The organism is Stenotrophomonas sp. YJH_SMC_81 (assembly GCF_059370875.1).
The window spans coordinates 305,588-330,530 of sequence record NZ_JCAFUB010000002.1; the positions used below are offsets into that span (position 1 = coordinate 305,588).

Below are 24,943 nucleotides of genomic sequence, written 5' to 3' on the forward strand. Positions count from 1 at the left end.
TTAACAGCCGGTGATGATACTGGAAGCGTGATGGCGGTCCGAATCGATCCAAAGCGTGCTTCAGCGAACGTTGCCGCGATCGCCTATTCAGGGCAGATCGACACGCAATGCGGGGTCGTTGAAGCGCGAATAGCGCAGGCGCAGCTGGAAGCTGCGGCCATTGCTGCTGCCGCTGCGCACGATCTGGCGTGGCAGGCCCTGGGCATCCACCCAGTACTCCAGGCGTTCGCCGGGCTGGCTGCCGCGCAGCCGGTAGTGACGGGTCTCGACCCCATCCAGCGCCTGGCTGCCGAGGTCTTCGGCCTTCAGGTCGGCGGGCAGGGCGTCGGCCGGCAGCGGGTTGCGCCACTGCTCGAGCAGGCCGGGCGGGGCCGGCACCTGGCGGATCGCACCGTCGGCCTGCAGGAACAGGGTGTCGCCGATGATGGTCTGCGGCCCGGCCGGGGTCTCCACCCGGAAACGGTCGGGTGCAACGAAGTCCATGGCGCTGCGTACCCGCTGCGGCGCGCCCAGCACCTCCAGTTCGGCGTGGAAGCTGCGCAGGGCGGCGAAACGCTGGCTGGCGCCCAGCACCGCCTGTGCCGGATCGGCGGCGGGTACCGGGGCCTCGGGGCCCGCCGGCGCCGGCGCGCGATCGCAGGCGGCCAGCAGCAGGCAGGCCAGCAGGGACAGGGCAGGCAACCGGCGCATCGGGCATTCCATGGGGTGGGGGCGACCACGATAGCCCAAACGTTCCACACAAGACCCGCGACTCGGACATAATCGGGGGTATGGACCGATACGAACGCATCACCGCCCTGCATCGTCTGCTCAAGTCCGCGCGCTATCCGGTGACGGTGGCGACCCTGCAGGACAAGCTCGGTTGTTCCCGTGCCACCGTCTATCGCGACCTGGCCTTCCTGCGCGATGCGCTGATGGCACCGATCGAGGGCGACGGCGAGGCCGGCTTCCGCTACCAGGCCGACGAGAGCGACCGCTTCGAGCTGCCCGGCCTGTGGCTCAGCTCGGAGGAGCTGCATGCCCTGCTGGCCTCGCAGCACCTGCTGGCGCGTACCGGCGGCGGCGTGCTGTCGTCGGTGCTGGCCCCGCTGCAGCAGCGCATCGAGAGCCTGCTGGCGGCGCAGGCCGGTGTTTCCAGTTGGCCGGTCGACCGCGTGCGGGTGATTCCGCACCGTGGCCGCAAGTTCGACGAAGGCAGCTTCCGCAGCGTGGCCTCGGCGGTGCTGGAGCGCCGCCAGCTGGCGTTCGAATACCGCGCCCGCTCCACCGACGAGCCGACCAAGCGCACCGTCTCGCCGCAGCGCCTGACCCATTATCGCGACAACTGGTACCTGGATGCCTGGGACCACGACCGCGAGGCGCTGCGCAGTTTCGCGGTGGACCGCATCCACAAGGCACGGGTAATCGACAATGCCGCCCGCGATGTCGCCGACAGCGAGCTGGACGAGCAGCTCGGCGCCAGCTATGGCATTTTTTCGGGTGCCCCGAAGGGCTGGGCGACCATCCTGTTCAGCGCCAAGGCTGCGCGCTGGGTGGCCGACGAGCACTGGCATTCCAAGCAGCAGGGTCGTTTCCTGGCCGATGGCCGCTACGAACTGAAGGTGCCGTACAGCGTCTCGCGAGAGTTGCTGATGGACGTGCTGCACTATGGTTCGGATGCCGAGATCATCGAGCCGATCATGCTGCGCGAGCAGGCCAAGGCGCTGCTTGAGCTGGCCCTGAGCAACTACGAAAAATCCTGACACTCCCCCCGAGAACCCCGTCCCCCATGAAGAAGACCCTGTTGCTGTCCCTGCTCGCCGCTGCGCTGGCCCTGACCGCCTGCGGCAAGTCCGGCGAGCCCTCGCAGAAGCTGGTGGTGGCCGCCACGGCCGTGCCGCATGCCGAGATCCTCGAGGTGGTCAAGCCGATCCTCAAGCAGGAAGGCGTGGACCTGGACGTGCGCGTATTCAACGACTACGTGCAGCCCAACGACCAGCTGGTGCAGAAGCAGGTGGACGCCAACTACTTCCAGACCGAGCCGTACCTGGATGCCTACAACCGCGACCGCAAGACCGACCTGGTGAAGGTGATCGGCGTGCACATCGAGCCGTTCGGTGCGTACTCGCGCAAGGTCAAGTCGCTGGCCGAGCTGCGCGACGGTGCCGACGTGGTGATCCCGAACGATCCGAGCAACAACAGCCGCGCGCTGATCCTGCTGCACAAGGCCGGCGTGATCGAACTGAAGGACCCGGCCAACGCGCTGTCGACCCAGCGTGACATCACCGCCAACCCGAAGAACCTGAAGTTCCGCGAGCTGGACTCGGCGATGCTGCCGCGCGTGCTGGACCAGGTCGATCTGGCCCTGATCAACACCAACTATGCGCTGGACGCCGGCCTCAACCCGACCAAGGATGCGCTGGCGATCGAGAGCAAGGATTCGCCGTACGTGAACTTCCTGGTCGCGCGCCCGGACAACAAGGACGACGCCCGTGTGCAGAAGCTGGCCAAGGCCCTGACCAGCCCGCAGGTGAAGGCCTTTATCGAGACCAAGTACAAGGGCGCGGTGCTGCCGGCGTTCTGATTGCGGCTGATCTGTTGATTTGAATGGTGGGTGTCGACCTTGGTCGACACTGCCTTCCCTGTAGAGCCGAGCCCACGCTCGGCTCTGCTGTTTCCGGCATTTCACCAACGGCAGCCGAGCATGGCTCGGCTCTACCGTGTCACTCCACGTGCCGCAGCAGGGCAGGGCATTGCAGTTTCAATCGACGTGGAAGGCGAGGGTGGCGGCAACCGCCTGCTGCCATCCCGCATACAGCTTCTCGCGCCGCGACACCTCCATCTGTGGCTCGAAGCGCCGGTCCAGGCCCCACTGTGCAGCGATCTGTTCGCGGCTGGACCAGAACCCGACGGCCAGGCCGGCCAGATAGGCCGCACCGAGCGCGGTGGTTTCGGTCAACCGCGGCCGCAGCAGCGGCACACCGAGGATGTCTGCCTGGAAGCTGGCCAGGAAGTCGTTGCCGATCGCACCGCCATCGGCGCGCAGTTCGGTCAGCGCGATACCGGCATCGGACTGCATGGCATCGAGCACGTCGCGGGTCTGGTAGGCCATCGCTTCCAGCGCGGCGCGCACGAAGTGCGCCTTGCGCGTGCCACGGGTCAATCCAAACATCGCACCGCGCACATCACTGCGCCAATAGGGTGCACCCAGGCCGACAAACGCCGGCACCAGATAGGCGCCGCCGCTGTCGGGCACCTGCGCGGCCAGTGCCTGGCTGTCGCTGGCGCGTTCGATCATGCGCAGTCCGTCGCGCAGCCACTGCACCACCGAGCCGGCGATGAAGATCGACCCTTCCAGCGCATACTCCACGCGCCCGTCCAGGCCCCAGGCAATGGTGGTCAGCAGGCCGTTGCGCGACCGCACCGCCTGCGCGCCGGTATGCATCAACATGAAGCAACCGGTGCCATAGGTGTTCTTGACCATGCCCGGCTGGAAACAGGCCTGGCCGAACAGTGCCGCCTGCTGGTCACCGGCGATGCCGGCGATCGGGATCGGGTGGTCGAAGAAGAACTGCGGCCGGGTGTGTGCGTACACCGCACTGGAGTCGCGCACCTGCGGCAGCATCGCGCGCGGGATGTCGAGCAGGGCCAGCAGATCGTCATCCCAGTCCAGCGTGTGGATGTTGAACAACAGCGTGCGCGCCGCGTTGCTGTAGTCGGTCACATGCGCCTGGCCGCCGCTGAGGTTCCACACCAGCCAGCTGTCGATGGTGCCAAACAGCAGCTCGCCACGTTCGGCGCGCTGCTGCGCACCTTCCACGTGGTCGAGGATCCAGCGCACCTTGGTCGCAGAGAAATAGGCATCGATCAGCAGGCCGGTCCGCTCGCGGATCAGCGCTTCATGGCCTTCGGACTTCAGGCGTTCACAGATGGCGTGGCTCTGCCGCGATTGCCAGACGATGGCGTTGTGGATCGGCTGGCCGGTGGCACGGTCCCAGACCACGGTGGTTTCGCGCTGGTTGGTGATGCCCAGTGCGGCGATATGACGCGGGTCGATCTGCCCGCGGCTGAGCAGTTCGGTCAGCGTGGCATAGACGCTGGTAAGGATCTCGCGCGGGTCATGCTCGACCCAGCCGGGTTGCGGGAAGATCTGCGCGAACTCGCGCTGCGCGCTGCCGATGATGTCGCCGGCACGGTCGAACAGGATCGCGCGCGAACTGGTGGTGCCCTGGTCGATGGCCAGCACGTAGCGGGGCGTCATGCAGCGTCTCCGGTAGAGCAGTCAGGGTAACTTACCTTTCTCTCTGTAGAGCCGAGCCATGCTCGGCTGCATTTGCACAACGCAGCCGAGCATGGCTCGGCTCTACACAGTGGAGTGTTCCATCCACGCCTGCAGCCGTGTCACCTGCGCAGCGTCCAGCCGCAACCCCAGCTTGCTCCTTCGCCACAGCACGTCCTCGGCAGTGCGCGCCCACTCTTGCTCGCGCAGAAAGGCCACTTCCCGGGCATGCAGGCCGCCGCCAAACGCCTCGCCAAGATCGTGCAGGCCCCGTACACCCTGCAGCAGTTCCGCGCTGCGACTGCCATAGGCCCCGGCCCAGCGTCGCGCGATACCTGCGGGCAACCAGGGTGCCGATACCTGCAGATGCGCGCCCGCCTGCGCGGCGTCGCCCCAGTCGCTGCCTGGCAGCGGGTCTCCGTTTGCCGTCCACGCCGCTCCCATCTGCGGCAGGGCGGGCCGCAGCAGCTCCAGCGCTTCCTCGGCCAGCACCCGGTAGGTGGTCAGCTTGCCGCCCAGCACATGCAGCGCCGGTGCCGGGTCCACCTGCAGCTGCAGGCGGTAATCGCGGCTGAGTCTTGCCGCGCGCGGATCGGGATCGGCCAGCAGCGGGCGGACACCGGCGAACTGCCAGACCACATCTTCCGGCGCGATGGGTTCATGCAGGTAGCGATTGGCCGCTTCGCACAGGTACGCCACCTCTGAAGGCAGCACGCTGCAGCGCGCCGGGTCGCCGCGATAGTCGGTGTCGGTGGTGCCAACCAGCAGGTGGTCGTGGGCGAAGGGCAACAGGAACACCACGCGTCCATCGGGTTGCTGCAGCAGGCACGCGCTGTCATCGGGCCAGGGCCGGTGCAGGACGATGTGGCTGCCTTGTACCAGCCGCAGCGCGGGGCCGCCACTGCGTGCCTCCATCCGTTCCAGCAGGCCGCCGGCCCACGGCCCTGCCGCATTGGCGACGGCGCGCGCGGTCACCTGCTGCTGGCCATCAGCGGATTCCAGCACGGCCTGCCACCGGCCCTGTAAGGGCTGCAGGTCGATGCAGCGGCTGCGTACACGCACCTGTGCGCCCCGCTGCGCGGCATCCAGGGCGTTGAGCAGCACCAGTCGCGCGTCATCGACCTGCGCGTCGGCGTAGCTGAAGGCCTGCCGCAGATCCGGGGAAAGCCAGGGGCCGAGCGGATCGCGCTGAAGGTCCAGGGCGCGCGAGGCGGGAAATGCCGGGCTGCGACGGCCCAGGTGGTCATACAGCCACAGTCCCGCGCGTAGCATCCAGCGTGGGCGCAGATGGGGTTCCCACGGCAGCACAAAGCGCAATGGATGGACCAGATGGGGCGCCTGCCGGCGTACCACCTCGCGTTCGCCCAGCGCCTTGCGCACCAGCCCGAGCTCGCCCTGTTCCAGGTAGCGCAGGCCGCCGTGGATCAGCTTGCTGCTGGCGCTGGAGGTATGCGCGGCCAGGTCGTGCTGCTCGCACAGCAGCACGCGCAGGCCGCGGCCGCTGGCGTCACGGGCGATGCCGGCACCGTTGATGCCGCCACCGATCACCAGCAGGTCGACGTCGTCCATCGTGTCTTCGCGTCCTGTTTGTGTAGAGCTGAGCCCATGCTCGGCTGCTTTTCGGGTCAGCCGGGCAAGCTCGACTCTACAAAAAAGCAGCCGAGCGCGGGCTCGGCTCTACACGCGGAACGCCGGTGACGGAAACGACGACGGGCCCCGAAGGGCCCGTCGCGTTGCATCAGTGAAGCGGGTGCAGCCTGGATCAGAAGCGGGCGCCGATGCCGAAGCCGACGGTCCACGGATCCATCTTGGCTTCGCCGATCTTCTCGCCGCCAACCTTGATGTCCGGGCGGGCGCGCATGTAGCGGGCGTCAGCACGGGCGAACCAGGTGGAGTTGATGTTCATGTCGACGCCGACGGTGCCGATCACGCCCTTGGCATCCTTGAAGCGGATGTCGGTGTCAGCGCCGTTGCCCAGCTTCTCGTTGCTGAAGCTCGACTGGTAGTAGCCGACGCCCACGAACGGACGGAACACGTTGTCAGCCTGGCCGAAGTGGTACTGGCCGCTCAGCGCGACCGGCTGCTGCTCGACCGAGCCCAGGCGGGCGTTGTTCGGGCCCTTGAACTTGTTGTCGAACTTGTCAGCGGCGCCCCACAGCTCAACGGCCCAGTTGTCGTTGATGTAGTAGCTGAAGCTGACGGTCGGCGCCGGGCCACCATCGGTCTTCTTCACGCCGGAGATCGGGTCGTTCTTCGGTTCCAGCAGCGAGATGCCGCCAACAACGGCAAAATGCTTGCCCGACGCGGTGTCGGTGCTGCTGCTGTCCTGGGCGAAAGCGGCCGGCGCGAAGGCGGCGGAGGTCAGCAGGGCGAGACTCAGGATACGGATGGAGCGCATGGGGGTATCTCCTAATGTTTCTTGTTTTGGGCCCCCGGTTGCGGGGCGAGCACACCGTAGTCGCCCCAACATGAATCGAATCCGACGCACGTTAAAAAATAGTTTTTCTTGTTCAGCGACGGGTACGGAATGCCTTTATTCATGGGGTTTCTGGCGCTCGAGGACATTCATGCAGTTGGAGAAGATGTGAGCACAGCAACGTTGTGCATTGGCCTGCAAGCGCAGGTGAACCTGGAGTGCCGGGTGCTGCTGCTGGGCTCGATGCCGGGCGTGGCGTCCCTGCAGGAGCAGCGCTATTACGCCCATCCGCGCAACCGCTTCTGGCCGCTGATGGCCGACATCTGTGGTTTCGAGGCGGATCTGGCCTACGCCGCGCGGCTGCAGGCATTGGATGCCGCGGGCATCGGTCTGTGGGATGTGATCGGTCGCTGCGAGCGCCGAGGCAGCCTGGATGCGGACATCGTGCGTGGCACGGAAGTGGCCAATGCACTGCCGGAACTGATCGCCACGTTGCCTGAGCTGACGCTGATCGGCTGCAATGGCGGTGCATCATGGCAGGCGTTCCAGCGCTGGGTGCTGCCGCAGCTGGAGGCCCCGCCACAGGTGGTTGCATTGCCCTCGACCAGCCCGGCCAATGCGGCGTGGTCGTTGCCGCGCCTGCGCCAGGCCTGGCAGCCGGTTGCAGACGCACTGGCGACATGAAGCGGACATCGTCCGGACAATACGCTACCGACTGGTCGCGGCCGGGACCCGTGGGCAACAGCCTGTCCCGGCTGCGTGCGTACTGAAAACACCTGTAACGGTTGGCGCTGGACCCCGCTGGCCGCACAATAGACGTTTCCCTACACCAGATTGCCGGAGTTATCCCCATGGCCGAAATCAAGGAAGCACTTGTCCCCGATATCGGTGACTACAGCGATATCCCGGTAATCGAGGTGCTTGTCGCCGTCGGCGACACGGTCAAGAAGGACCAGGGCCTGGTGACGCTGGAAAGCGACAAGGCGACCATGGAAGTGCCGTCCTCGGTGGCAGGCGTGGTCAAGGAACTGAAGGTCAAGGTGGGCGACAGCCTGTCCGAAGGCAAGGTCGTGGCGCTGATCGAAGTGGCCGAAGGCGAAGCCGCCGCGCCGGCCGCCGCCGCACCGGCACCGGCCAAGTCCGCTGCCCCGGCTGCCGCCACCCAGAGCGCGCCGGCCCCCGCCGCTGCTGCGGCGGCCGCTCCGGCCACTCCGGCCGCCAGCGGTGGCGCAGTGGAAGCGCTGGTGCCGGACATCGGCGACTACGCCGGCATTCCGGTCATCGAAGTGCTGGTCGCCGTCGGCGACACGGTCAAGAAGGACCAGGGCCTGGTCACGCTGGAAAGCGACAAGGCCACCATGGAGGTGCCGTCGTCTGTGGCCGGTGTGGTCAAGGAGATCAAGGTCAAGGTGGGCGACAACCTGTCGCAGGGCGACGTGGTTGCCATCATTGAAGCCGAAGGCGCTGCCGCGCCGGCACCGACCAAGGCGGCGGCTGCCGCTGCTCCGGCTGCCGCCGAGACCGCCACCAAGGTCGAGCCGGTCGCTGTGCCGGCACAGCCGGACAAGCTGGCGGCGCGCGAGATCGCCTCGGCCGGCACCCCGTCCAGCCCGCCGGTGCAGTTCAACGCCGATGGCGTGCTGCCGGCCAAGGTGCCGTACGCCACCCCGGCGGTGCGCGTGTTCGCCCGCGAGCTGGGCGTGGACCTGCTGCAGATCAACGGCACCGAGAAGGGGGGCCGCATCACCAAGGGTGACGTGCAGAAGTTCGTCAAGGCCGCGCTTAGCGGTGGTGTGCCAGCTGCCGGTGGTGCTGCCGTCGCTGCCGGCGGTGGCCTGAACCTGCTGCCGTGGCCGAAGGTCGACTTCAGCAAGTTCGGCGAGACGGAAGTGCAGCCGCTGTCGCGCATCAAGAAGATCTCCGGCGCGAACCTGGCCCGCAACTGGGCGATGATCCCGCACGTCACCCAGTTCGAACAGGCCGACATCACCGACCTGGAAGGCCTGCGCGTGGCGCTGAACAAGGAAAACGAGAAGGCCGGCATCAAGCTGACCATGCTCGCCTTCCTGATCAAGGCCAGCGCCGCGGCGCTGAAGAAGTTCCCGGAATTCAACGCCTCGATCGACGCCAGCGGTGAAAACCTGACCCTGAAGAAGTACTTCCACATCGGCTTTGCCGCCGATACGCCGAACGGCCTGGTCGTGCCGGTCATCCGCGACGTGGACAAGAAGGGCGTGGTGCAGATCGCGCAGGAAACCGGCGAACTGGCCAAGAAGGCGCGCGACGGCAAGCTGGGCCCGGCCGACATGAGCGGCGGCTGCTTCTCGATCAGCTCGCTGGGCGGCATTGGCGGCACCGCGTTCACTCCGATCGTCAATGCACCGGAAGTGGCCATCCTGGGCGTGTCCAAGTCCTCCATCCAGCCGGTCTGGAATGGCAAGGAGTTCGCGCCGAAGCTGATGCTGCCGCTGTCGCTGAGCTACGACCACCGCGTCATCGACGGCGCCCTGGCCGCACGCTTCACCACGTACCTGTCGCAGGTGCTGGCCGACATGCGCCGCGTGCTGCTGTAAGGCATCGCTTCGCCCCCACCGTGCGGCCGCTGCCCCTGGCGCGGCCGCGTGAACAGATGCAGTGACAGCCCGCCGGCCCTGCCGGCCGGGCACAAGGAAAACCACCATGGCCACGATTGAAGTCAAGGTTCCCGACATCGGCGATTACAGCGATGTTCCGGTGATCGAAGTGTTGGTCGCCGTCGGCGACACGGTGAAGAAGGACCAGGGCCTGGTGACCCTGGAGTCGGACAAGGCCACCCTGGAAGTGCCGTCCTCGGCGGCCGGCGTGGTCAAGGAGATCAAGGTCAAGCTGGGCGACACCTTGTCCGAAGGCGCCGTGGTCGTGGTGCTGGACGCTGAAGGCACCGCCGATGCCCCGGCCAAGGCCGCTGCGCCGGCTCCGGCTGCGGCCGCTCCGGCCAGCAAGCCGCCGGTGACCCCCTCGCACCGCGCCCCGGCCGAGCCGGTGGCACCGAAGCCGGCGCTGTCCAGTGGCAAGCCGGCCGACATCGAATGCGAAATGGTCGTGCTGGGCTCCGGCCCGGGCGGCTACACCGCCGCCTTCCGCGCCGCCGACGTCGGCCTGGACACGGTGCTGGTCGAGCGCTACGCCAGCCTCGGCGGCGTCTGCCTCAACGTCGGTTGCATTCCGTCCAAGGCGCTGCTGCACGCCGCCGCGGTGATCGACGAAGTGGCCCACGCCGGCGATTTCGGCGTCGAGTTCGGCAAGCCGACCATCACCCTGGACAAGCTGCGCCAGTACAAGGAAAAGGTCGTCAACCAGCTGACCAAGGGCCTGGCCGGCATGGCCAAGCAGCGCAAGGTCCGCAATGTGCAGGGCGTCGGCAGGTTCATCTCGGCCAACGAACTGGAGATCACCGCCGCAGACGGCAGCACCCAGCTGCTGCGCTTCCAGAAGTGCATCATCGCCGCGGGTTCGCAGGCGGTGAAGCTGCCGAACTTCCCGTGGGACGACAAGCGCGTGATGGATTCCACCGACGCGCTGGAGCTGGCCGAAGTGCCGGGCTCGCTGCTGGTCGTCGGCGGCGGCATCATCGGCCTGGAAATGGCCACTGTGTACAGCGCACTGGGCAGCAAGGTCACCGTGGTCGAGTTCATGGACCAGCTGATGCCGGGCGCCGACAAGGACCTGGTCAAGCCGCTGGCCGACCGCCTGAAGAAGCAGGGCATCGAAGTGCACCTGAAGACCAAGGCCTCGGGCGTCACTGCCGATGCCAAGGGCATCACCGTGACCTTCGAGGCGGCCGAGGAAGGCCAGGCGCCGGCGCTGGCGCAGGGCACTTTCGACCGTGTGCTGGTGGCCGTCGGGCGTTCGCCGAATGGCAAGAAGATCGATGCCGAGAAGGCCGGCGTGCAGGTCACCGAGCGTGGCTTCATCCCGGTTGATCGCCAGATGCGCACCAACGTGCCGCACATCTTTGCCATCGGCGACATCGTCGGCAACCCGATGCTGGCCCACAAGGCCACGCACGAAGGCAAGCTGGCCGCCGAAGTGGCCGCTGGCCACAAGAAGGAGTGGGTGGCCCGGGTGATTCCGTCGGTGGCCTACACCAACCCGGAAATTGCCTGGGTGGGCGTGACCGAGACCGAAGCCAAGGCCAAGGGCCTGAAGGTCGGCGTGGCCAAGTTCCCGTGGGCCGCCAGCGGCCGCGCGATCGGCATCGGTCGCACCGAGGGCTTCACCAAGCTGATCTTCGATGAGGAGACCCACCGCATCATCGGCGGCGCGATCGTTGGCGTGCATGCCGGTGACCTGCTGGCCGAGATCGGCCTGGCCATCGAGATGGGTGCCGAAGCCGAAGACATCGGCCACACCATCCATGCGCACCCGACGCTGAGCGAATCGGTGGCGATGGCCTCGGAAATCTACGACGGCACGATCACCGATCTGTACATGCCGAAGAAGAAGTAAGGCGCCTGCGCCGTTCCAAATGAAAAGCCCCGGCATTTGCCGGGGTTTTTTTGTTGAGCCTCGATCACTCTCATTGCGAGCGTTCGGGCCGCAGCGCGGGTGGCAGGCATTTGGACAAATGTCCCCCGTCGCCCGCCTGCGGCGGTCGCCTCCTCCTTTACTTTGTCCAAATGCCTGCCACCCGCGCAGCGGCTCGGCTTGCGGAAAGTCGAGAGTCGGTGCTCAGGCCGCCTGGATGCATGACACGCGGAGGGAGTGGGGCTGTGTGCGAAGTAAAGGAGGAGGCGTCGGCCTCAGGCCGGCGCCGGGGGACATTCGCACGCAGCCCCGCTCCCTCCAGCGCTCGACCCAGCTTGCATCTGCGGCAACTGCCACCGCTCGCAGCGGCTCGGCTTGCTGAAAGTAGAGCCACTGCCACTGCAAAGGCCGCGTGGATGCCTGATACGCGGGGGGAGAGGGGCTTGTGTGCGAAGTAAAGGAAAGAGGCGTCGGCCGTAGGCCGGCGCCGGGGGACATTCGCACGCAAGCCCCTCTCCCCCCGCGCTCGACCAACCTGCTTCTCTGCTCGACGATGCCACAAAAAACGCGGCCCCGATGTTCCGGAGGCCGCGCCAGGAGAGAGAGCGTGGAAGGGACGAGGGATCAGAACACGAAGCTGACGCCGGCCACCGGGCCCTTGAATTCCTGCTTCAGGCCGATGGTGCCGTCGCTGCCCTTCTTGTCCGCATCGAGCTTGAACCAGTCGTAGCCGGCGAACACACCGAAGTTCCTGGTGAAGCGGTAATCGACGATGGCGTTGGCGCGGCTCAGATCGCCCTTGTAGTCATCGAAGCTGCCCCAGCGCGTGTTGAGGTACTGGCCCTGCAGGGTGATCATCCACTTCTCGGACGGGGTGAAGCTCAATCGCGCACCGACCACCGGCGCCACGCCGTCGGTCTTCTCGTTGAGGAACTGGCCTTCGTACACGGTGCCCAGATCGGCGTAGGCCTTGGTGCTGACCTTGGCGTACTCGGCACCCAGCTGCAGGCCGAGGTCGAACGTATCGGTGTCCACCACCGAGTAGTCATAGACCAGGCTGGCCACCTGGTACTTCAGTTCGCCCTTGACGAAGCTGCCGGACGGCACGTTGACGTCACCGAAGGAGATGTCCTGGCCGAGGGTCTCACGGCGGTCCTTGTCGTACTTGAAATAGTTGAACAGCAGGCGCTGGCGGTTGCTGATGCGGAACATGCCGTCAATGCGCGGCTCCCACTCCTTGCCACCCAGCTTGAAGTCCTCTGAGAAGCCGATGTCCTGCCCGGCGACATTGGTCTTGCCGCGGAGCGTGTTGTCCGAGTCGATGTTCATCGCACCCAAGCGCAGGGCAAAGCGGTCGTCGCCTTCGGCGGCGTGGGCAGCGGTGGCGAACGAGGCGCCGGCGGCGATCAGGGAGAGAGCGAGCAGGGTGGGTACGGGGCGCATCGAAGAGTCCTTGCAGTGGTTCATCAGAATGAAGACCACTGTGCCGGACCGGCCCGTCCACCATCCGTGAACGTATGGTCCACGGCATGTGCACGGTTCAGTGCTGTCGCGGCGATGCAAAAAGATGGCCCCGGAGACGGGCTTCGGGGCCATCGTGGGACCTGCGGGGTGGAGCCGACGAGGATGCTGCAGGCAGGTCGAAAGATCGGACCTGCGCATCCGGCGAAAGTTCCTCGCCTGCGACCAAAGTTCAATACTGCGGTGCAGCATCATGTGGACGTCATTGTCCCCCGGGTGGTACGCAAAAATGTAACCGTTACCGCAACTTGCGGCTTCCCGGGATGAACAGGCAGCGGTTGTCTCGCAAATTGTCCCATTGCTATAATTTGGCGGCTCGATGAGGCCCCCCCCTGCTGTAGCCGCCTCAGCCTTCCACTTGCAACCACGCGGGACGTCCTGTGCTGAACTCCGTTGATGCGGGTCGGCGACTGATGCTGCGCGCCGCGGTCTACCCGCTGGCCGCGGTCGCTGTCCTGGCCCTGGCCTTCCTGCTGGTCGGTCCGAAATATGCCCTCGGCGCGCTGGCGTCCGGTGTGGCCATTTCGGCCGGTGGCTGGGTGGCGGCAAGGATGGCGCTGGGGGGCGGTGCGGTGGCCGCAGGATCGGCGATGGCTCGCCTGATCATTGCGATCGTGGCCAAGTGGGTCGTGGTTTTCGGCGTCCTGCTGGTGGGGTTCCTGGTCTTCAAGCTGCCTGCATTGGCGCTGTTGGCCGGTATCGCCGTCGGCTTGATGTTCCAGGTCCTGGCGATGGCCAGGCGTTGACAGAATTCAATTAACTGAAGGTTCCGGACACATGGCGGGCGAGGCTCTAACCCCTACCAGCTACATCCAGCATCACCTGCACAACCTGACCGCGCCGGTCGGCAAGGGTGAGGGTATGTTCTGGCATATCCACGTCGATACCTTCCTCACTGCGGTCCTGCTGGGCCTGGTGATCGTTGTCGCGTTCTGGCTGGGCACCCGCAAGGCCACCGCCGGCGTGCCGGGCAAGTGGCAGGCCTTCGTCGAGATCTGCCTGGAGTTCGTCGACCGCCAGGCCAAGGACACCTACCACGGCAAGAGCAAGCTGGTCACGCCGATCGCCATCACCATCTTCTTCTGGATTCTGCTGATGAATCTGCTGAAGATGATCCCGGCCGATTTCATCGCCAAGCCGCTGGAATGGGCGGGCGTGCACTACTGGAAGCCGGTGCCGACCGCTGACGTCAATGCCACCCTGGGCATGGCCATCAGCGTGTTCTTCCTGATGCTGTTCTTCGCACTGAAGTCGAAGGGCCTGGGCGGCTTCATCAAGGAATTCCTGACGGCGCCGTTCGGCAAGTGGATGATGCCGTTCAACCTGATCCTCAACATCGTCGAGTGGCTGAGCAAGCCGATCTCGCTGGCGATGCGACTGTTCGGCAACATGTTCGGCGGCGAAATCGTGTTCCTGCTGATCTGGGTGCTGGGTGGTGCCGGTTTCTTCGGTGCCATTGCCGGTGGTGTGTTCGGCCTCGGCTGGATGCTGTTCCACCTGCTGGTGATCCCGCTGCAGGCCTTCATCTTCATGATGCTGTCGATCGTGTACCTGAGCCTGTCGGAAGACGCTCACTGAGTTTCAAGCTTCAACGCGTTTCAACCTTCATCCGTTTCATCACCCTTAGCAACTTAAGTTCCTGGAGATAACCATGTACTTCGCCGTCCTGACCAACTTCGCGCAGATTCAGAGCTCCACCGCCCTTGCCGTCGGCATCATGATCGGCCTGGCCGCGCTGGGCGCCGGTCTGGGTCTGGCCATCATGGCTGGTAAGTTCCTGGAGTCGGCCGCCCGCCAGCCGGAACTGATCCCGGTCCTGCAGGTCCGCATGTTCATCACCGCCGGCCTGATCGACGCCGCGTTCATCATCTCGGTCGCCGTTGGCCTGCTGCTGGCCTTCGCCAACCCGCTGTCGGCTGCCTTCGCTGGCGCCGTCACCAAGGCTCTGGCCGGCTGATACAGCGGTTTGAGACGACCGGGTGCTGATGCACCCGGTTTCGGATGAAGGCCGGATGTGCCGCTTCGGCGGCGCGTCCACCCCGAAACCAGCGATCGAGCTAACCATGAATATCAATTTCACCCTTCTTGCGCAGGCGCTGGCCTTCGCTGGTCTGATCTGGATCATCGCGACCAAGATCTGGCCGCCGCTGATGAACGCGATCGAAGAGCGCCAGCAGAAGATTGCTGAAGGCCTCGCTGCTGCCGACCGCAGCCAGAAAGATCTGGCCCAGGCGCAGGAGAAGGTCAACGAAGCGCTGAAGGAAGCCCGCACCAAGGCCAACGAGATCATCGATCAGGCCCATGCGCGTGCCAACCAGATCGTTGATGCTGCCCGCAACGAAGCGATCACCGAAGCCACCCGTCAGAAGGAACTGGCCCAGGCTGAAATCGACGCCGCCGCCAACCGTGCCCGTGAAGATCTGCGCAAGCAGGTGTCCGCGCTGGCCGTGACCGGTGCCGAAAAGCTGCTCAAGCGCGAAATCGACGCCAACGCCCACAAGGCGCTGCTCGACGAGCTGGCCTCGGAGATCTAAGGATGAGCCAGGCCCTCACGCTTGCCCGCCCGTACGCCCGCGCCGCGTTCGCGACCGCGCGCGACGAAGGCGCGTTCGCGCCGTGGTCGGACGCCCTGGCGTTCTCCGCCCACGTCGCCGCCGACCCGCGCGTGGCGGCCCTGCTCGCCAACCCGGAGCTGGGTCGTGACGACGCCGTCGCCCTGCTGGCGCCGGTGTCCCACGGCGAGACCTACTCGCGCTTCCTGGCCATCCTGGCCGAATCGCATCGCCTGCCGCTGCTGCCGGAAATCTCCGGCATGTTCGACGCCCTGCGCGCCGAAGCCGAGCACGTGGTCAAGGCCACCGTCACCTCGGCTGCCGAACTGTCGGCCGGTGAACTGGACGCGATCAAGGTCGCGCTGCGCAAGCGCTTCAACCGCGAGGTCGACGTGACCACCGCGGTCGATGCCTCGCTGATCGGCGGCGCCGTGATCGACGCCGGCGACGTGGTCATCGATGGTTCGCTGAAGGGCAAGCTGGCCCGTCTGCAGACCGCGCTCGCTAACTGAATTCATTTAACGTCCGGCCCCGCTGCCGGCACTAGGACTTGACGATGGCAACCACGCTCAACCCCTCCGAAATCAGCGAACTGATCAAGAACCGCATCGAGAAGGTCAAGCTGGCCGCGGAATCGCGCAACGAAGGCACCGTGACCAGCGTGTCCGACGGCATCGTGCGCATCTTCGGTCTGGCCGACGTGATGCAGGGCGAAATGATCGAACTGCCGAACAACACCTTCGCACTGGCCCTGAACCTGGAGCGCGACTCGGTCGGCGCCGTGGTCCTGGGTGACTACGAGCACCTGCGCGAAGGCGATGTCGCCAAGACCACCGGCCGCATCCTGGAAGTGCCGGTCGGTCCGGAACTGCTGGGTCGCGTCGTGAACGCGCTGGGCGAGCCGATCGACGGCAAGGGCCCGCTGGGCACCGACCTGACCGCTCCGGTGGAGCGCGTTGCTCCGGGCGTGATCTGGCGCAAGTCGGTCGACCAGCCGGTGCAGACCGGTTACAAGTCGGTCGACTCGATGATCCCGATCGGCCGTGGCCAGCGCGAGCTGATCATCGGTGACCGCCAGACCGGCAAGACCGCCATGGCGATCGATGCCGTGATCAACCAGAAGGGCACCGGCATCAAGTGCGTGTACGTTGCGATCGGCCAGAAGGCGTCGACCATCGCCAACATCGTGCGCAAGCTGGAAGAGAACGGCGCGCTGGCCCACACCATCGTGGTGGCCGCGACCGCTTCCGAATCGGCTGCCATGCAGTACATCAGCGCCTACTCGGGCTGCACCATGGGTGAGTACTTCATGGACCGCGGCGAAGACGCGCTGATCGTGTACGACGATCTGTCCAAGCAGGCTGTCGCCTACCGCCAGATCTCGCTGCTGCTGAAGCGCCCGCCGGGCCGCGAAGCCTACCCGGGTGACGTGTTCTACCTGCACTCCCGTCTGCTCGAGCGCGCTGCCCGTGTGTCCGAGGAATACGTCGAGAAGTTCACCGAAGGCAAGGTCACCGGCAAGACCGGTTCGCTGACCGCGCTGCCGATCATCGAAACCCAGGCCGGCGACGTGTCCGCCTTCGTTCCGACCAACGTGATCTCGATCACCGACGGCCAGATCTTCCTGGAAACCGACCTGTTCAACGCCGGCATCCGCCCGGCCGTGAACGCCGGTATCTCGGTGTCGCGCGTCGGTGGCTCGGCCCAGACCAAGATCATCAAGAAGCTGTCGGGCGGCATCCGTATCTCGCTGGCCCAGTACCGTGAACTGGCTGCCTTCGCGCAGTTCGCCTCGGACCTGGACGAAGCGACCCGCAAGCAGCTGGAGCGTGGCCAGCGCGTCACCGAGCTGATGAAGCAGAAGCAGTACGCGCCGATGTCGATCGCCAACCAGGCGCTGTCGATCTACGCCGTCAACGAGGGTTACCTCGACGACGTGCCGGTCAACAAGCTGCTGGCGTTCGAAGAAGGCCTGCACGCCCACTTCGCCAACACCCAGGGCGAGCTGGTCAGCAAGGTCAACGCTACCGGCGGTTGGGACAACGACATCGAAGGTGCCTTCAAGAAGGGCATCGCCGAGTTCAAGACCACCGGCAGCTGGTAATCGCGGTCCTGTAGAGCGGAGCCCCAGGCTCCGCTGGACCAGATGACAAACGGTTGAACAACGCGGGGCATCAGCCCCGCGCCACGGGAAACAAGAGATGGCAAGCGGACGCGAAATCAAAACCAAGATCAAGAGCGTGCAGAACACCCGCAAGGTGACGCGCGCCCTGGAAATGGTCTCGGCCTCCAAGATCCGCAAGGCGCAGGATCGGATGAAGACCTCGCGTCCGTACGCGCAGGCGATGAAGCAGGTGATCGGTCACCTGGCCCAGGCCAGCACCGACTACCAGCATCCGTTCCTGGTCGAGCGTGAGCAGGTCAAGCGGGTCGGTTTCATCGTGATCTCCTCCGATCGCGGTCTGGCCGGCGGCCTGAACAACAACCTGTTCCGCAAGATGCTGGGCGAAGCCAAGGCATGGCAGGACAAGGGTGCCGAAGTGGACCTGGTGACCATCGGCCAGAAGGCTTCGACCTTCTTCCGCCGCGTGAAGGTCAACATGGTCGGCAGCGTGACCCACATCGGCGACGTGCCGAAGCTGGAATCGCTGATCGGTGTGATCAAGGTCATGCTCGACGCCTTCACCGAAGGCAAGATCGACCGCGTGTACCTGGTCTACAACCGCTTCGTGAACACCATGGTGCAGAAGGCCAGCTTCGATCAGCTGCTGCCGCTGCCGCCGGCCGAGAAGCAGGTCGCTCACCACGACTGGGACTACCTGTACGAACCCGATGCCGCGACCGTGCTGGAGCACGTGATGACGCGTTACATCGAGTCGCTGGTGTACCAGGCACTGCTGGAAAACGTCGCCTCCGAGCATGCCGCACGCATGGTCGCGATGAAGGCGGCGAGCGACAACGCCAACAAGCTGATCGGCACTCTGCAGCTCGTCTACAACAAGGCGCGCCAGGCAGCGATCACCCAGGAAATCTCCGAAATCGTCGGCGGCGCGGCAGCAGTCTGACCGCGTTCGTTCAAAGCACACATTAGAGGATGCAGCAATGAGTCAGGGCAAGATCGTTCAGATCATCGGCGCGGTCGTCGACGTCGAATTCCCGCGTGAATCGGTGCCGAAGGTGTACGACGCACTGAAGGTCGAAAACACCGAGATCACCCTCGAAGTCCAGCAGCAGCTGGGCGACGGCGTGGTGCGTACCATCGCCCTCGGTTCCACCGACGGCCTGAAGCGCAACCTGGTTGCCGTCAACACCGGCCGCGGCATCTCGGTGCCGGTCGGCGCCGGCACCCTGGGCCGCATCATGGACGTGCTGGGCCGTCCGATCGACGAAGCCGGCCCGGTCGCTGCCAGCGACAACTGGGAAATCCACCGCGCTGCCCCGTCGTATGAAGACCAGTCTCCGGCCACCGAGCTGCTGGAAACCGGCATCAAGGTCATCGACCTGATGTGCCCGTTCGCCAAGGGCGGCAAGGTCGGCCTGTTCGGCGGCGCCGGCGTCGGCAAGACCGTCAACATGATGGAGCTGATCAACAACATCGCCAAGGCGCACAGCGGCCTGTCCGTGTTCGCCGGCGTGGGTGAGCGTACCCGTGAGGGCAACGACTTCTACCACGAAATGAAGGACTCCAACGTCCTGGACAAGGTGGCGATGGTGTACGGCCAGATGAACGAGCCGCCGGGCAACCGCCTGCGCGTCGCGCTGACCGGCCTGACCATGGCCGAGTACTTCCGCGACGAGAAGGACGAGAACGGCAAGGGCAAGGACGTCCTGTTGTTCGTCGACAACATCTACCGCTACACCCTGGCCGGTACCGAAGTGTCGGCACTGCTGGGCCGTATGCCGTCTGCGGTGGGTTACCAGCCGACCCTGGCCGAGGAAATGGGCGTCCTGCAGGAGCGCATCACCTCGACCAAGAACGGCTCGATCACCTCGATCCAGGCCGTCTACGTTCCCGCGGACGACCTGACCGACCCGTCGCCGGCGACCACCTTCGCCCACCTGGACTCGACCGTCACCCTGTCGCGTTCGATCGCCTCGCTGGGTATCTACCCGGCCGTCGATCCGCTGGACTCCACCAGCCGCCAGATGGATCCGCTGGTGATCGGCCACGAGCACTACGACACCGCCCAGCGCGTCCAGCAGACCCTGCAGAAGTACAAGGAACTGAAGGACATCATCGCGATCCTGGGCATGGACGAACTGTCCGAAGAGGACAAGCAGGCCGTGTCGCGCGCCCGCAAGATCGAGCGCTTCTTCAGCCAGCCGTTCCACGTGGCCGAAGTGTTCACCGGTTCGCCGGGCAAGTACGTGCCGCTGAAGGACACCATCCGTGGCTTCAAGGCCATCGTCGATGGCGAGTACGACCACCTGCCGGAGCAGGCGTTCTACATGGTCGGCGGCATCGAAGAAGCGGTCGAGAAGGCCAAGAAGATGGCCGAGAAGGCCTGATCCGGGACGGGCAGGAGCGATCCTGGCCGACCTGACGCCGGCGCCGGGCAACCGCCCGCGCCGGTGGACCCCCACGGTGGCATTGCGCCACCGCGAACAGCGAAGAGATTTGCATGAGCACGATCCGTTGCGACATCGTCAGCGCCGAGCAGGAAATCTTCCGTGGCGAAGCGACCCTGGTCGTGGCCACCGGTGAGCTGGGCGAACTGGGCATCGCGCCCAAGCACGCGCCGCTGATCACCCGCCTGAAGCCGGGCAAGGTGGTGGTGACCACGCCGAACGGCGAGCAGCTGGATTTCGCCATTTCCGGCGGCATCCTGGAAGTGCAGCCGCAGGTGGTGACCGTGCTGGCCGACACCGCGATCCGCGCGCAGGACATCGACGAAGCCTCGGTCCGCAAGGCCAAGGAAGAAGCCGAGCGCATCCTGGCCAACCGCGGCGAAGCGATGGAAGTGGCCGAAGCCCAGCAGAAGCTGGCTGAAGCCGTCGTCCAGCTGCAGGCACTGGAACGCCTGCGCAAGAATCTCAAGCACTGAGGTTCGCGCGTCATCAAGCACAGGCGCCGGCTAGCTGCCGGCGTTTTTGTTTGTTCGCCACAGGAGCAGGGAATGCAGCACTACTCGACAGCGATTGAAGGCGGCAGCTCGCAGCGGCCGTGGCGCACACCGGCAGGCGTGTTCCTGATTGCGTGGATCGTTCTGTGCCTGCCATGGCTCAGTGGCATCAAGACCATCCCCTTCGATGCCGTGCAGCAGTTCTTCCCGGCGGTCAGTTTCAGTGCCGAGCAGCTGCGTCACCTGCAGGCCCCCTGGTGGAATCCGTATCTCTACGGTGGCTACCCGCAGGTGGCCGATCCGCAGATGATGACGCTGCAGCCGACGATGCTGCTGCCGATGCTGCTGGCGCCGGGCTCCCTGCACCTGTTCACGGTGGTGGTGCTGCTGCATGTGCTGGCAGGCGGCCTGGGTGCACTGCGGTTGAGCCGCGTGCAGGGCATGCCGCCGCCGGCGCAGCTGCTGTTCGCACTCACGCTGATGTTTGGAGGTGTGGCCGCGTCGCGCCTGCAGCACACGCCGATGATCATCAGCTACTGCCTGCTGCCCTGGCTGTGGCTGGGCCTGGAGCAGGTCCGCCGGCGGGGACGGATGCGCGACATCCTGCTGGCCGGTGTGGCCGGCGGGATGTGTACGCTTCAACTGACCCAGGTCACCTATTTCATCATCCTCGCGTGCGTGATCTACGCAGTAGCTGCTGTCGTGCTGGCACAGGGGCAGCGCATGCGCCTGCTGTGGCAGCTGGGCGTGGTGGCCATTCTCGCCGGCGTTGTCAGTGCGCCGCAGTGGCTGTCCACGCTGGCTTGGCTGGACCAGACCAATCGCAATGGCTTGACGTTGGAAGCCGCGCTGCCGGGTGCCATCCACTGGCAGACACTGGTGACACTGCTGTCGGGCAACGTGTTCTCGCAGGGGCGCGGCGACAGCTGGGCCTTCGGTGATATCAGCGCCGATTACCTCTATGTGGGGGCAGTGCCGCTGGCGCTGTGGCTGCTCTGGGGCGGTGAGGTGCTGCGGCGCAAGCCGGCGGCGACGCGCATCGCGCTGTGTGCGCTGACGCTGGCGATCATGGTCGCGGTGGGTGGCGCGACGCCGCTGTTTCCCTGGTTGTTTGGCTGGCTTCCGGGGCTGGACCTGTTCCGGCGCCCATCCGATGCGCTGTTCCTTACCGTGCCTCCGGCGGCGTGGCTGGGTGCCAATGCCCTGCAGGTTGCCCTGCAGCGGCAGCCATTGCGATTGCATCGGGTGTCCGTGGCGGTCGTCGCAGTGCTGGGTGCGTGCGCTGCATGGCTGGCGATCGATCATTGTCATCCGCTCGCTTTCGCCTGGCTTGCGGTCAGCGCCGCGCTGGGCGTAGCCGCGGTGCGGGTGCTGCGCCGCCACCAGGCGCCTGCGCGCTGGGTGCTGGTACTGGTGCTGTTGGACCTGCTGCTGTTCAACGTCGGCACCAGGTTCAACGCGGGCAGCGGCACAAAGTCGGTGCTCACCGCCGATCGTGCAGGTCCTGCGCAGCGCGCCTATGCGCTGCTGGCGGCAGAGCGGCATGTCGGCATACCCGAGCGCGCGGTGGTCTTCGGCATCGGCGGACTCACCAACGGCGCGGCGGTGCATGCCATTGCGCTGGCAAACGGCTACAACCCGCTGCTGGCAAGCGACTATCTGCAGATGACCGGGATGCCGGGCGAGCCGGTGGATACCTTCCAGCAGAAGGTCCCCACTGCCTGGATGCCAGACACCGCTGCTCCCCTGTACGACCTGCTGGGCGTGCGTTGGCTGCTGGCTCAGGAGCCGTTTCCGGGCTCCAGCGCGCACGGCGACCAGGTGGAACTTGCGCGGCGTGACAGCGTGCTGCCACGTGTACTGAATCCGCGGCAGGTGCGCCGCCATGAGGAGCGTCTACCGCCTGCGCCGCTGTTCAACCAGACCGATTTCAACCGGCAGCTATGGCTGCCGGCAGCCGCCAGCAGCCACTGTGCCGAACAGGATGCCGGCGAGGCCACGGTGCAGGTGCTGCACTACCAGCCGGGACGCATCGAGCTGACGGTGGTGGCCGACCACGCAGCATGGGTGGTGATCAACGAAACCACCGGTCGTGGCTGGCAGGCGCAGCTTGAGGATGGCCAGGTACTGCCGCTGCTGCGCGGCAATGGCCTCTTCCATGCGTTGTGCGTGCCGGCCGGGCAGCATCAGGTGCGGTTGCGCTACAGCGCGCTGCAGCTGTGGCGTGAGGGACTCGGCGCGCCTGTGCCAGAGCCGTGACGCTGACCGCTGACCGCGATCAGCGATACACCACATGGCGCATCAACAGGAACGACACGCACGCCAGCCCGCCTTCCACCAGCGGCTTGGCCAGCCACGTGTACTGCAGGCCCAGCGCCTGGTCGACCAGGCTGACCAGCAGCGTGCTCGCTGCCGTCAGCAGCAGCCACAGCCCGAAGAAGCGTGCGAAGCGCTTCCATCCCAGCTTGCCGGCACCGGCCTCGGCAAAGGTGTAGCGGCCGTTGAGCCAGAAGCCCAGCAGCATGCCGGCCAGGCGACCGGCGATGTTGGCCGGCGCGACCGGCATGCCCAGCGCGGTGGCGACCACGAACACCAGCCAATCGACCAGCAGCTGCACGAGCCCGATCACAAGGTAGGTGCTTCCCTGGCGGAGCAGGCTCATCGGCATGGTGAAGGAGGAGGGATGCCCATGTTAACGGCCCACGCTCTAGAATCACCGGCAACGAACTACGGACTGCTGCTCCCATGACCCAAGCCCTGCACGTCATCATCCTCGCCGCCGGCGCCGGCAAGCGCATGAAGTCGGTGCTGCCAAAGGTGCTGCAGCCGATCGCCGGCCAGCCGATGCTGGCGCACGTGATCGATGCGGCCCGCGAGCTGCAGCCGGCGGCCATCCACGTGGTTTACGGCCATGGTGGCGAGGCGGTGCGTCGGTACTTCGCCGGCCAGCCCGACCTGCAGTGGGCCGAACAGGCCCAGCAGCTCGGTACCGGCCACGCAGTGGCGCAGGCAATGCCGCAGGTTCCCGACGCTGCGCAGGTGCTGGTGTTGTACGGCGATGTGCCGCTGATCCGCGCGCAGACCCTGCGCGACCTGCTCGCGCAGCCGGGCCGGCTGGCAGTGCTGGTGGCCGATGTCGATGACCCGAGCGGGTACGGCCGCGTGCTGCGCGATGCAGAGGGCAAGGTGGGCTCCATCGTCGAGCAGAAGGACGCCACCGACGACCAGCTGCGCGTGCGCACGATCAACACCGGCATCATCGCCGCAGAGTCGACCGCGCTGCGCCGCTGGTTGTCGCAGCTGTCCAACAGCAATGCGCAGGGCGAGTACTACCTTACCGATGTGTTCGCGTTCGCCGCGCATGAGTACACCCCGGCCGAGATGGCCCTGGTCGCCGATGCACAGGAGGCTGAGGGCGCGAATGATCCGTGGCAGCTGTCGCAGCTGGAACGCGCCTGGCAGCGCCGTGCGGTGCGTGCTCTGTGCGCTCAGGGCGCGCGCGTGCGCGACCCGGCACGCCTGGATATCCGTGGCACCGTCACCGTGGGCAGCGATGTGCTGATCGATGTCGACGTTGTTCTTGAAGGCAACGTCGTGCTCGGTGACGGCGTTACCGTAGGCCCGTTCAACCGGCTGAAGGACGTCAACCTGGGGCCCGGCACCGAAGTGCGCGCGCATTGCGACCTGGAAGGCGTGGTCACCGAAGGTGCCGCGCAGATCGGCCCGTTCGCACGCTTGCGGCCGGGTACCGTGCTGGCCGATGGCGTACACGTCGGCAACTTCGTCGAAACCAAGAAGGTCACCCTCGGCGTCGGCAGCAAGGCGAACCATCTCACCTACCTGGGTGACGCGGTGATCGGCAGCAGGGTGAACATCGGTGCCGGCACCATCACCTGCAACTACGATGGCGTGAACAAGTCGACCACCACCATCGGCGACAACGCCTTCATCGGCTCCAACACCTCGCTGGTGGCGCCGATCACCATCGGCGAGGGCGCGACCATCGCTGCCGGGTCGGTCATCACCCGCACCGCGCCGGACGGCAAGCTGACGCTGGCACGTGCACGACAGGAAACCATCGATGGCTGGAAGCGCCCGGTCAAGAAGTCCTGAGCCACGGGTGCCGCGCACCGATGAGCTGGGTGTGCTGCCGACGATCGAACAGCGTGCCGGTGAACTGCTGAGGGGCCACGAGGCCTATCCGGTGTTTGCCGGCCACGGCCTGGACCTGCCGACGCTGCAGGAAGGCCGTGAGCGTGGACAGCTCTGGGTGGTGGATGGCGCCGGCGGCGGCATTGCCGGCTACCTGCTGGCCGGCGACCTGGCAGGCGAGTTCCATGTCCTGCAGATGGATGTGGATCCAGCGCACGCGCGTCGTGGCCATGGCCGTGCATTGCTGCGGCATGCCTTGGCGCAGGCCAGGGCCACCGGCTTTGCTGCAGCGGTGCTGACCACCTTGAGCGATGTACCGTGGAATGCAGCCTTCTATGCCAGCGAAGGATTCGTTGAAGTGCCGGAGGCGGAGTGGAACGATGGCCTGCGCGCCGTCATGGCCGAAGAGGCTGCGCTCGGGTTTCCGATGCACCTGCGGGTGGCGATGCGGCGGGTCTGGTAGGTGCCGACCCCG

General features: G+C 65.9%; 23 protein-coding genes. 17 read left to right on the plus strand and 6 right to left on the minus strand.

Annotated elements, in window-relative coordinates; translation table 11 throughout:
* Window positions 1–87 precede the first annotated feature (87 nt).
* Window positions 88–690, minus strand: a complete 603-nt coding sequence (locus AC5P8U_RS05000) for a LolA-like protein (RefSeq protein WP_188240593.1) — start codon at window positions 688–690, stop codon at window positions 88–90.
* Window positions 691–770: 80 nt separating this feature from the next.
* Here AC5P8U_RS05000 and AC5P8U_RS05005 point away from each other — a divergent pair, with 80 nt between their 5' ends.
* Both AC5P8U_RS05005 and AC5P8U_RS05010 read left to right on the plus strand, forming a co-directional pair.
* Complete coding sequence (locus AC5P8U_RS05005; RefSeq protein ID WP_061479894.1) at window positions 771–1,742, plus strand: helix-turn-helix transcriptional regulator; 972 nt, start codon at window positions 771–773, stop codon at window positions 1,740–1,742.
* Window positions 1,743–1,768: 26 nt separating this feature from the next.
* Complete coding sequence (locus AC5P8U_RS05010) at window positions 1,769–2,563, plus strand: MetQ/NlpA family ABC transporter substrate-binding protein (RefSeq protein WP_049413241.1); 795 nt, start codon at window positions 1,769–1,771, stop codon at window positions 2,561–2,563.
* A gap of 177 nt (window positions 2,564–2,740) precedes the next feature.
* On the opposite strand, the gene glpK is transcribed toward AC5P8U_RS05010, so the two are convergent.
* The 3 genes from glpK to AC5P8U_RS05025 all read right to left on the minus strand — a co-directional run bounded on the left by glpK (window position 2,741) and on the right by AC5P8U_RS05025 (window position 6,656).
* Window positions 2,741–4,240 (minus strand): glycerol kinase GlpK, encoded by a 1,500-nt coding sequence (gene glpK / locus AC5P8U_RS05015; protein WP_049413243.1) that lies wholly within the window; start codon window positions 4,238–4,240, stop codon window positions 2,741–2,743.
* A gap of 102 nt (window positions 4,241–4,342) precedes the next feature.
* Window positions 4,343–5,827 carry a glycerol-3-phosphate dehydrogenase gene (gene glpD / locus AC5P8U_RS05020; RefSeq protein WP_088496545.1) on the minus strand — a complete coding sequence of 495 codons (1,485 nt, stop codon included), beginning with the start codon at window positions 5,825–5,827 and terminating at the stop codon, window positions 4,343–4,345.
* Between the two features lie 193 nt (window positions 5,828–6,020).
* Window positions 6,021–6,656 (minus strand): OmpW/AlkL family protein, encoded by a 636-nt coding sequence (locus tag AC5P8U_RS05025; RefSeq protein WP_005419535.1) that lies wholly within the window; start codon window positions 6,654–6,656, stop codon window positions 6,021–6,023.
* A gap of 186 nt (window positions 6,657–6,842) precedes the next feature.
* Here AC5P8U_RS05025 and AC5P8U_RS05030 point away from each other — a divergent pair, with 186 nt between their 5' ends.
* The 3 genes from AC5P8U_RS05030 to lpdA all read left to right on the plus strand — a co-directional run bounded on the left by AC5P8U_RS05030 (window position 6,843) and on the right by lpdA (window position 11,162).
* Window positions 6,843–7,358, plus strand: coding sequence for a DNA-deoxyinosine glycosylase (locus AC5P8U_RS05030; protein WP_447897172.1), 516 nt, complete (start codon window positions 6,843–6,845; stop codon window positions 7,356–7,358).
* Window positions 7,359–7,525: 167 nt separating this feature from the next.
* A complete protein-coding gene (gene aceF, locus AC5P8U_RS05035; protein ID WP_447897173.1) occupies window positions 7,526–9,247 on the plus strand; it encodes a dihydrolipoyllysine-residue acetyltransferase in 1,722 nt (573 codons plus the stop codon).
* 106 nt (window positions 9,248–9,353) lie between these two features.
* The gene (lpdA, locus tag AC5P8U_RS05040; protein WP_072167222.1) at window positions 9,354–11,162 is read left to right on the plus strand and encodes a dihydrolipoyl dehydrogenase; all 1,809 of its coding nucleotides are present in this window, start codon (window positions 9,354–9,356) and stop codon (window positions 11,160–11,162) included.
* A 642-nt stretch (window positions 11,163–11,804) separates the two neighbouring features.
* On the opposite strand, the gene AC5P8U_RS05045 is transcribed toward lpdA, so the two are convergent.
* A complete protein-coding gene (locus tag AC5P8U_RS05045) occupies window positions 11,805–12,623 on the minus strand; it encodes a hypothetical protein (RefSeq protein ID WP_005419516.1) in 819 nt (272 codons plus the stop codon).
* A gap of 458 nt (window positions 12,624–13,081) precedes the next feature.
* On the opposite strand from AC5P8U_RS05045, the gene AC5P8U_RS05050 reads away from it, so the two are divergent.
* The 10 genes from AC5P8U_RS05050 to AC5P8U_RS05095 all read left to right on the plus strand — a co-directional run bounded on the left by AC5P8U_RS05050 (window position 13,082) and on the right by AC5P8U_RS05095 (window position 22,575).
* On the plus strand, window positions 13,082–13,447 hold the full coding sequence (locus tag AC5P8U_RS05050; RefSeq protein ID WP_014648497.1) for a hypothetical protein: 366 nt from the start codon (window positions 13,082–13,084) through the stop codon (window positions 13,445–13,447).
* A gap of 31 nt (window positions 13,448–13,478) precedes the next feature.
* A complete protein-coding gene (gene atpB / locus AC5P8U_RS05055; protein WP_447897175.1) occupies window positions 13,479–14,279 on the plus strand; it encodes a F0F1 ATP synthase subunit A in 801 nt (266 codons plus the stop codon).
* Window positions 14,280–14,352: 73 nt separating this feature from the next.
* Window positions 14,353–14,658, plus strand: a complete 306-nt coding sequence (gene atpE, locus AC5P8U_RS05060; protein WP_005411133.1) for a F0F1 ATP synthase subunit C — start codon at window positions 14,353–14,355, stop codon at window positions 14,656–14,658.
* Between the two features lie 106 nt (window positions 14,659–14,764).
* Entirely contained in the window at window positions 14,765–15,235 is a 471-nt protein-coding gene (locus tag AC5P8U_RS05065; protein WP_005419512.1) for a F0F1 ATP synthase subunit B, read from the plus strand.
* A 2-nt stretch (window positions 15,236–15,237) separates the two neighbouring features.
* Complete coding sequence (locus AC5P8U_RS05070) at window positions 15,238–15,765, plus strand: F0F1 ATP synthase subunit delta (protein WP_005411131.1); 528 nt, start codon at window positions 15,238–15,240, stop codon at window positions 15,763–15,765.
* 44 nt (window positions 15,766–15,809) lie between these two features.
* Entirely contained in the window at window positions 15,810–17,357 is a 1,548-nt protein-coding gene (gene atpA, locus AC5P8U_RS05075) for a F0F1 ATP synthase subunit alpha (RefSeq protein WP_005411130.1), read from the plus strand.
* Window positions 17,358–17,454: 97 nt separating this feature from the next.
* Window positions 17,455–18,318, plus strand: a complete 864-nt coding sequence (gene atpG, locus AC5P8U_RS05080; RefSeq protein ID WP_005411129.1) for a F0F1 ATP synthase subunit gamma — start codon at window positions 17,455–17,457, stop codon at window positions 18,316–18,318.
* A gap of 37 nt (window positions 18,319–18,355) precedes the next feature.
* Entirely contained in the window at window positions 18,356–19,762 is a 1,407-nt protein-coding gene (gene atpD / locus AC5P8U_RS05085; RefSeq protein ID WP_005419510.1) for a F0F1 ATP synthase subunit beta, read from the plus strand.
* A gap of 113 nt (window positions 19,763–19,875) precedes the next feature.
* Complete coding sequence (locus tag AC5P8U_RS05090; protein ID WP_005419509.1) at window positions 19,876–20,298, plus strand: F0F1 ATP synthase subunit epsilon; 423 nt, start codon at window positions 19,876–19,878, stop codon at window positions 20,296–20,298.
* 72 nt (window positions 20,299–20,370) lie between these two features.
* Complete coding sequence (locus AC5P8U_RS05095) at window positions 20,371–22,575, plus strand: putative glycosyltransferase family protein (protein ID WP_111007815.1); 2,205 nt, start codon at window positions 20,371–20,373, stop codon at window positions 22,573–22,575.
* A gap of 19 nt (window positions 22,576–22,594) precedes the next feature.
* On the opposite strand, the gene AC5P8U_RS05100 is transcribed toward AC5P8U_RS05095, so the two are convergent.
* A complete protein-coding gene (locus AC5P8U_RS05100; RefSeq protein WP_061479886.1) occupies window positions 22,595–22,978 on the minus strand; it encodes a GtrA family protein in 384 nt (127 codons plus the stop codon).
* 83 nt (window positions 22,979–23,061) lie between these two features.
* Between AC5P8U_RS05100 and glmU the strand changes: the two genes are divergently transcribed.
* Together glmU and AC5P8U_RS05110 are read left to right on the plus strand one after the other, a co-directional pair.
* Entirely contained in the window at window positions 23,062–24,429 is a 1,368-nt protein-coding gene (gene glmU / locus AC5P8U_RS05105) for a bifunctional UDP-N-acetylglucosamine diphosphorylase/glucosamine-1-phosphate N-acetyltransferase GlmU (RefSeq protein ID WP_072167221.1), read from the plus strand.
* Window positions 24,398–24,931: a GNAT family N-acetyltransferase gene (locus AC5P8U_RS05110; protein ID WP_072167220.1), complete on the plus strand. Its 534-nt coding sequence runs from the start codon at window positions 24,398–24,400 to the stop codon at window positions 24,929–24,931. The genes glmU and AC5P8U_RS05110 overlap by 32 nt, the downstream gene beginning before the upstream one ends.
* Window positions 24,932–24,943: the final 12 nt, after the last annotated feature.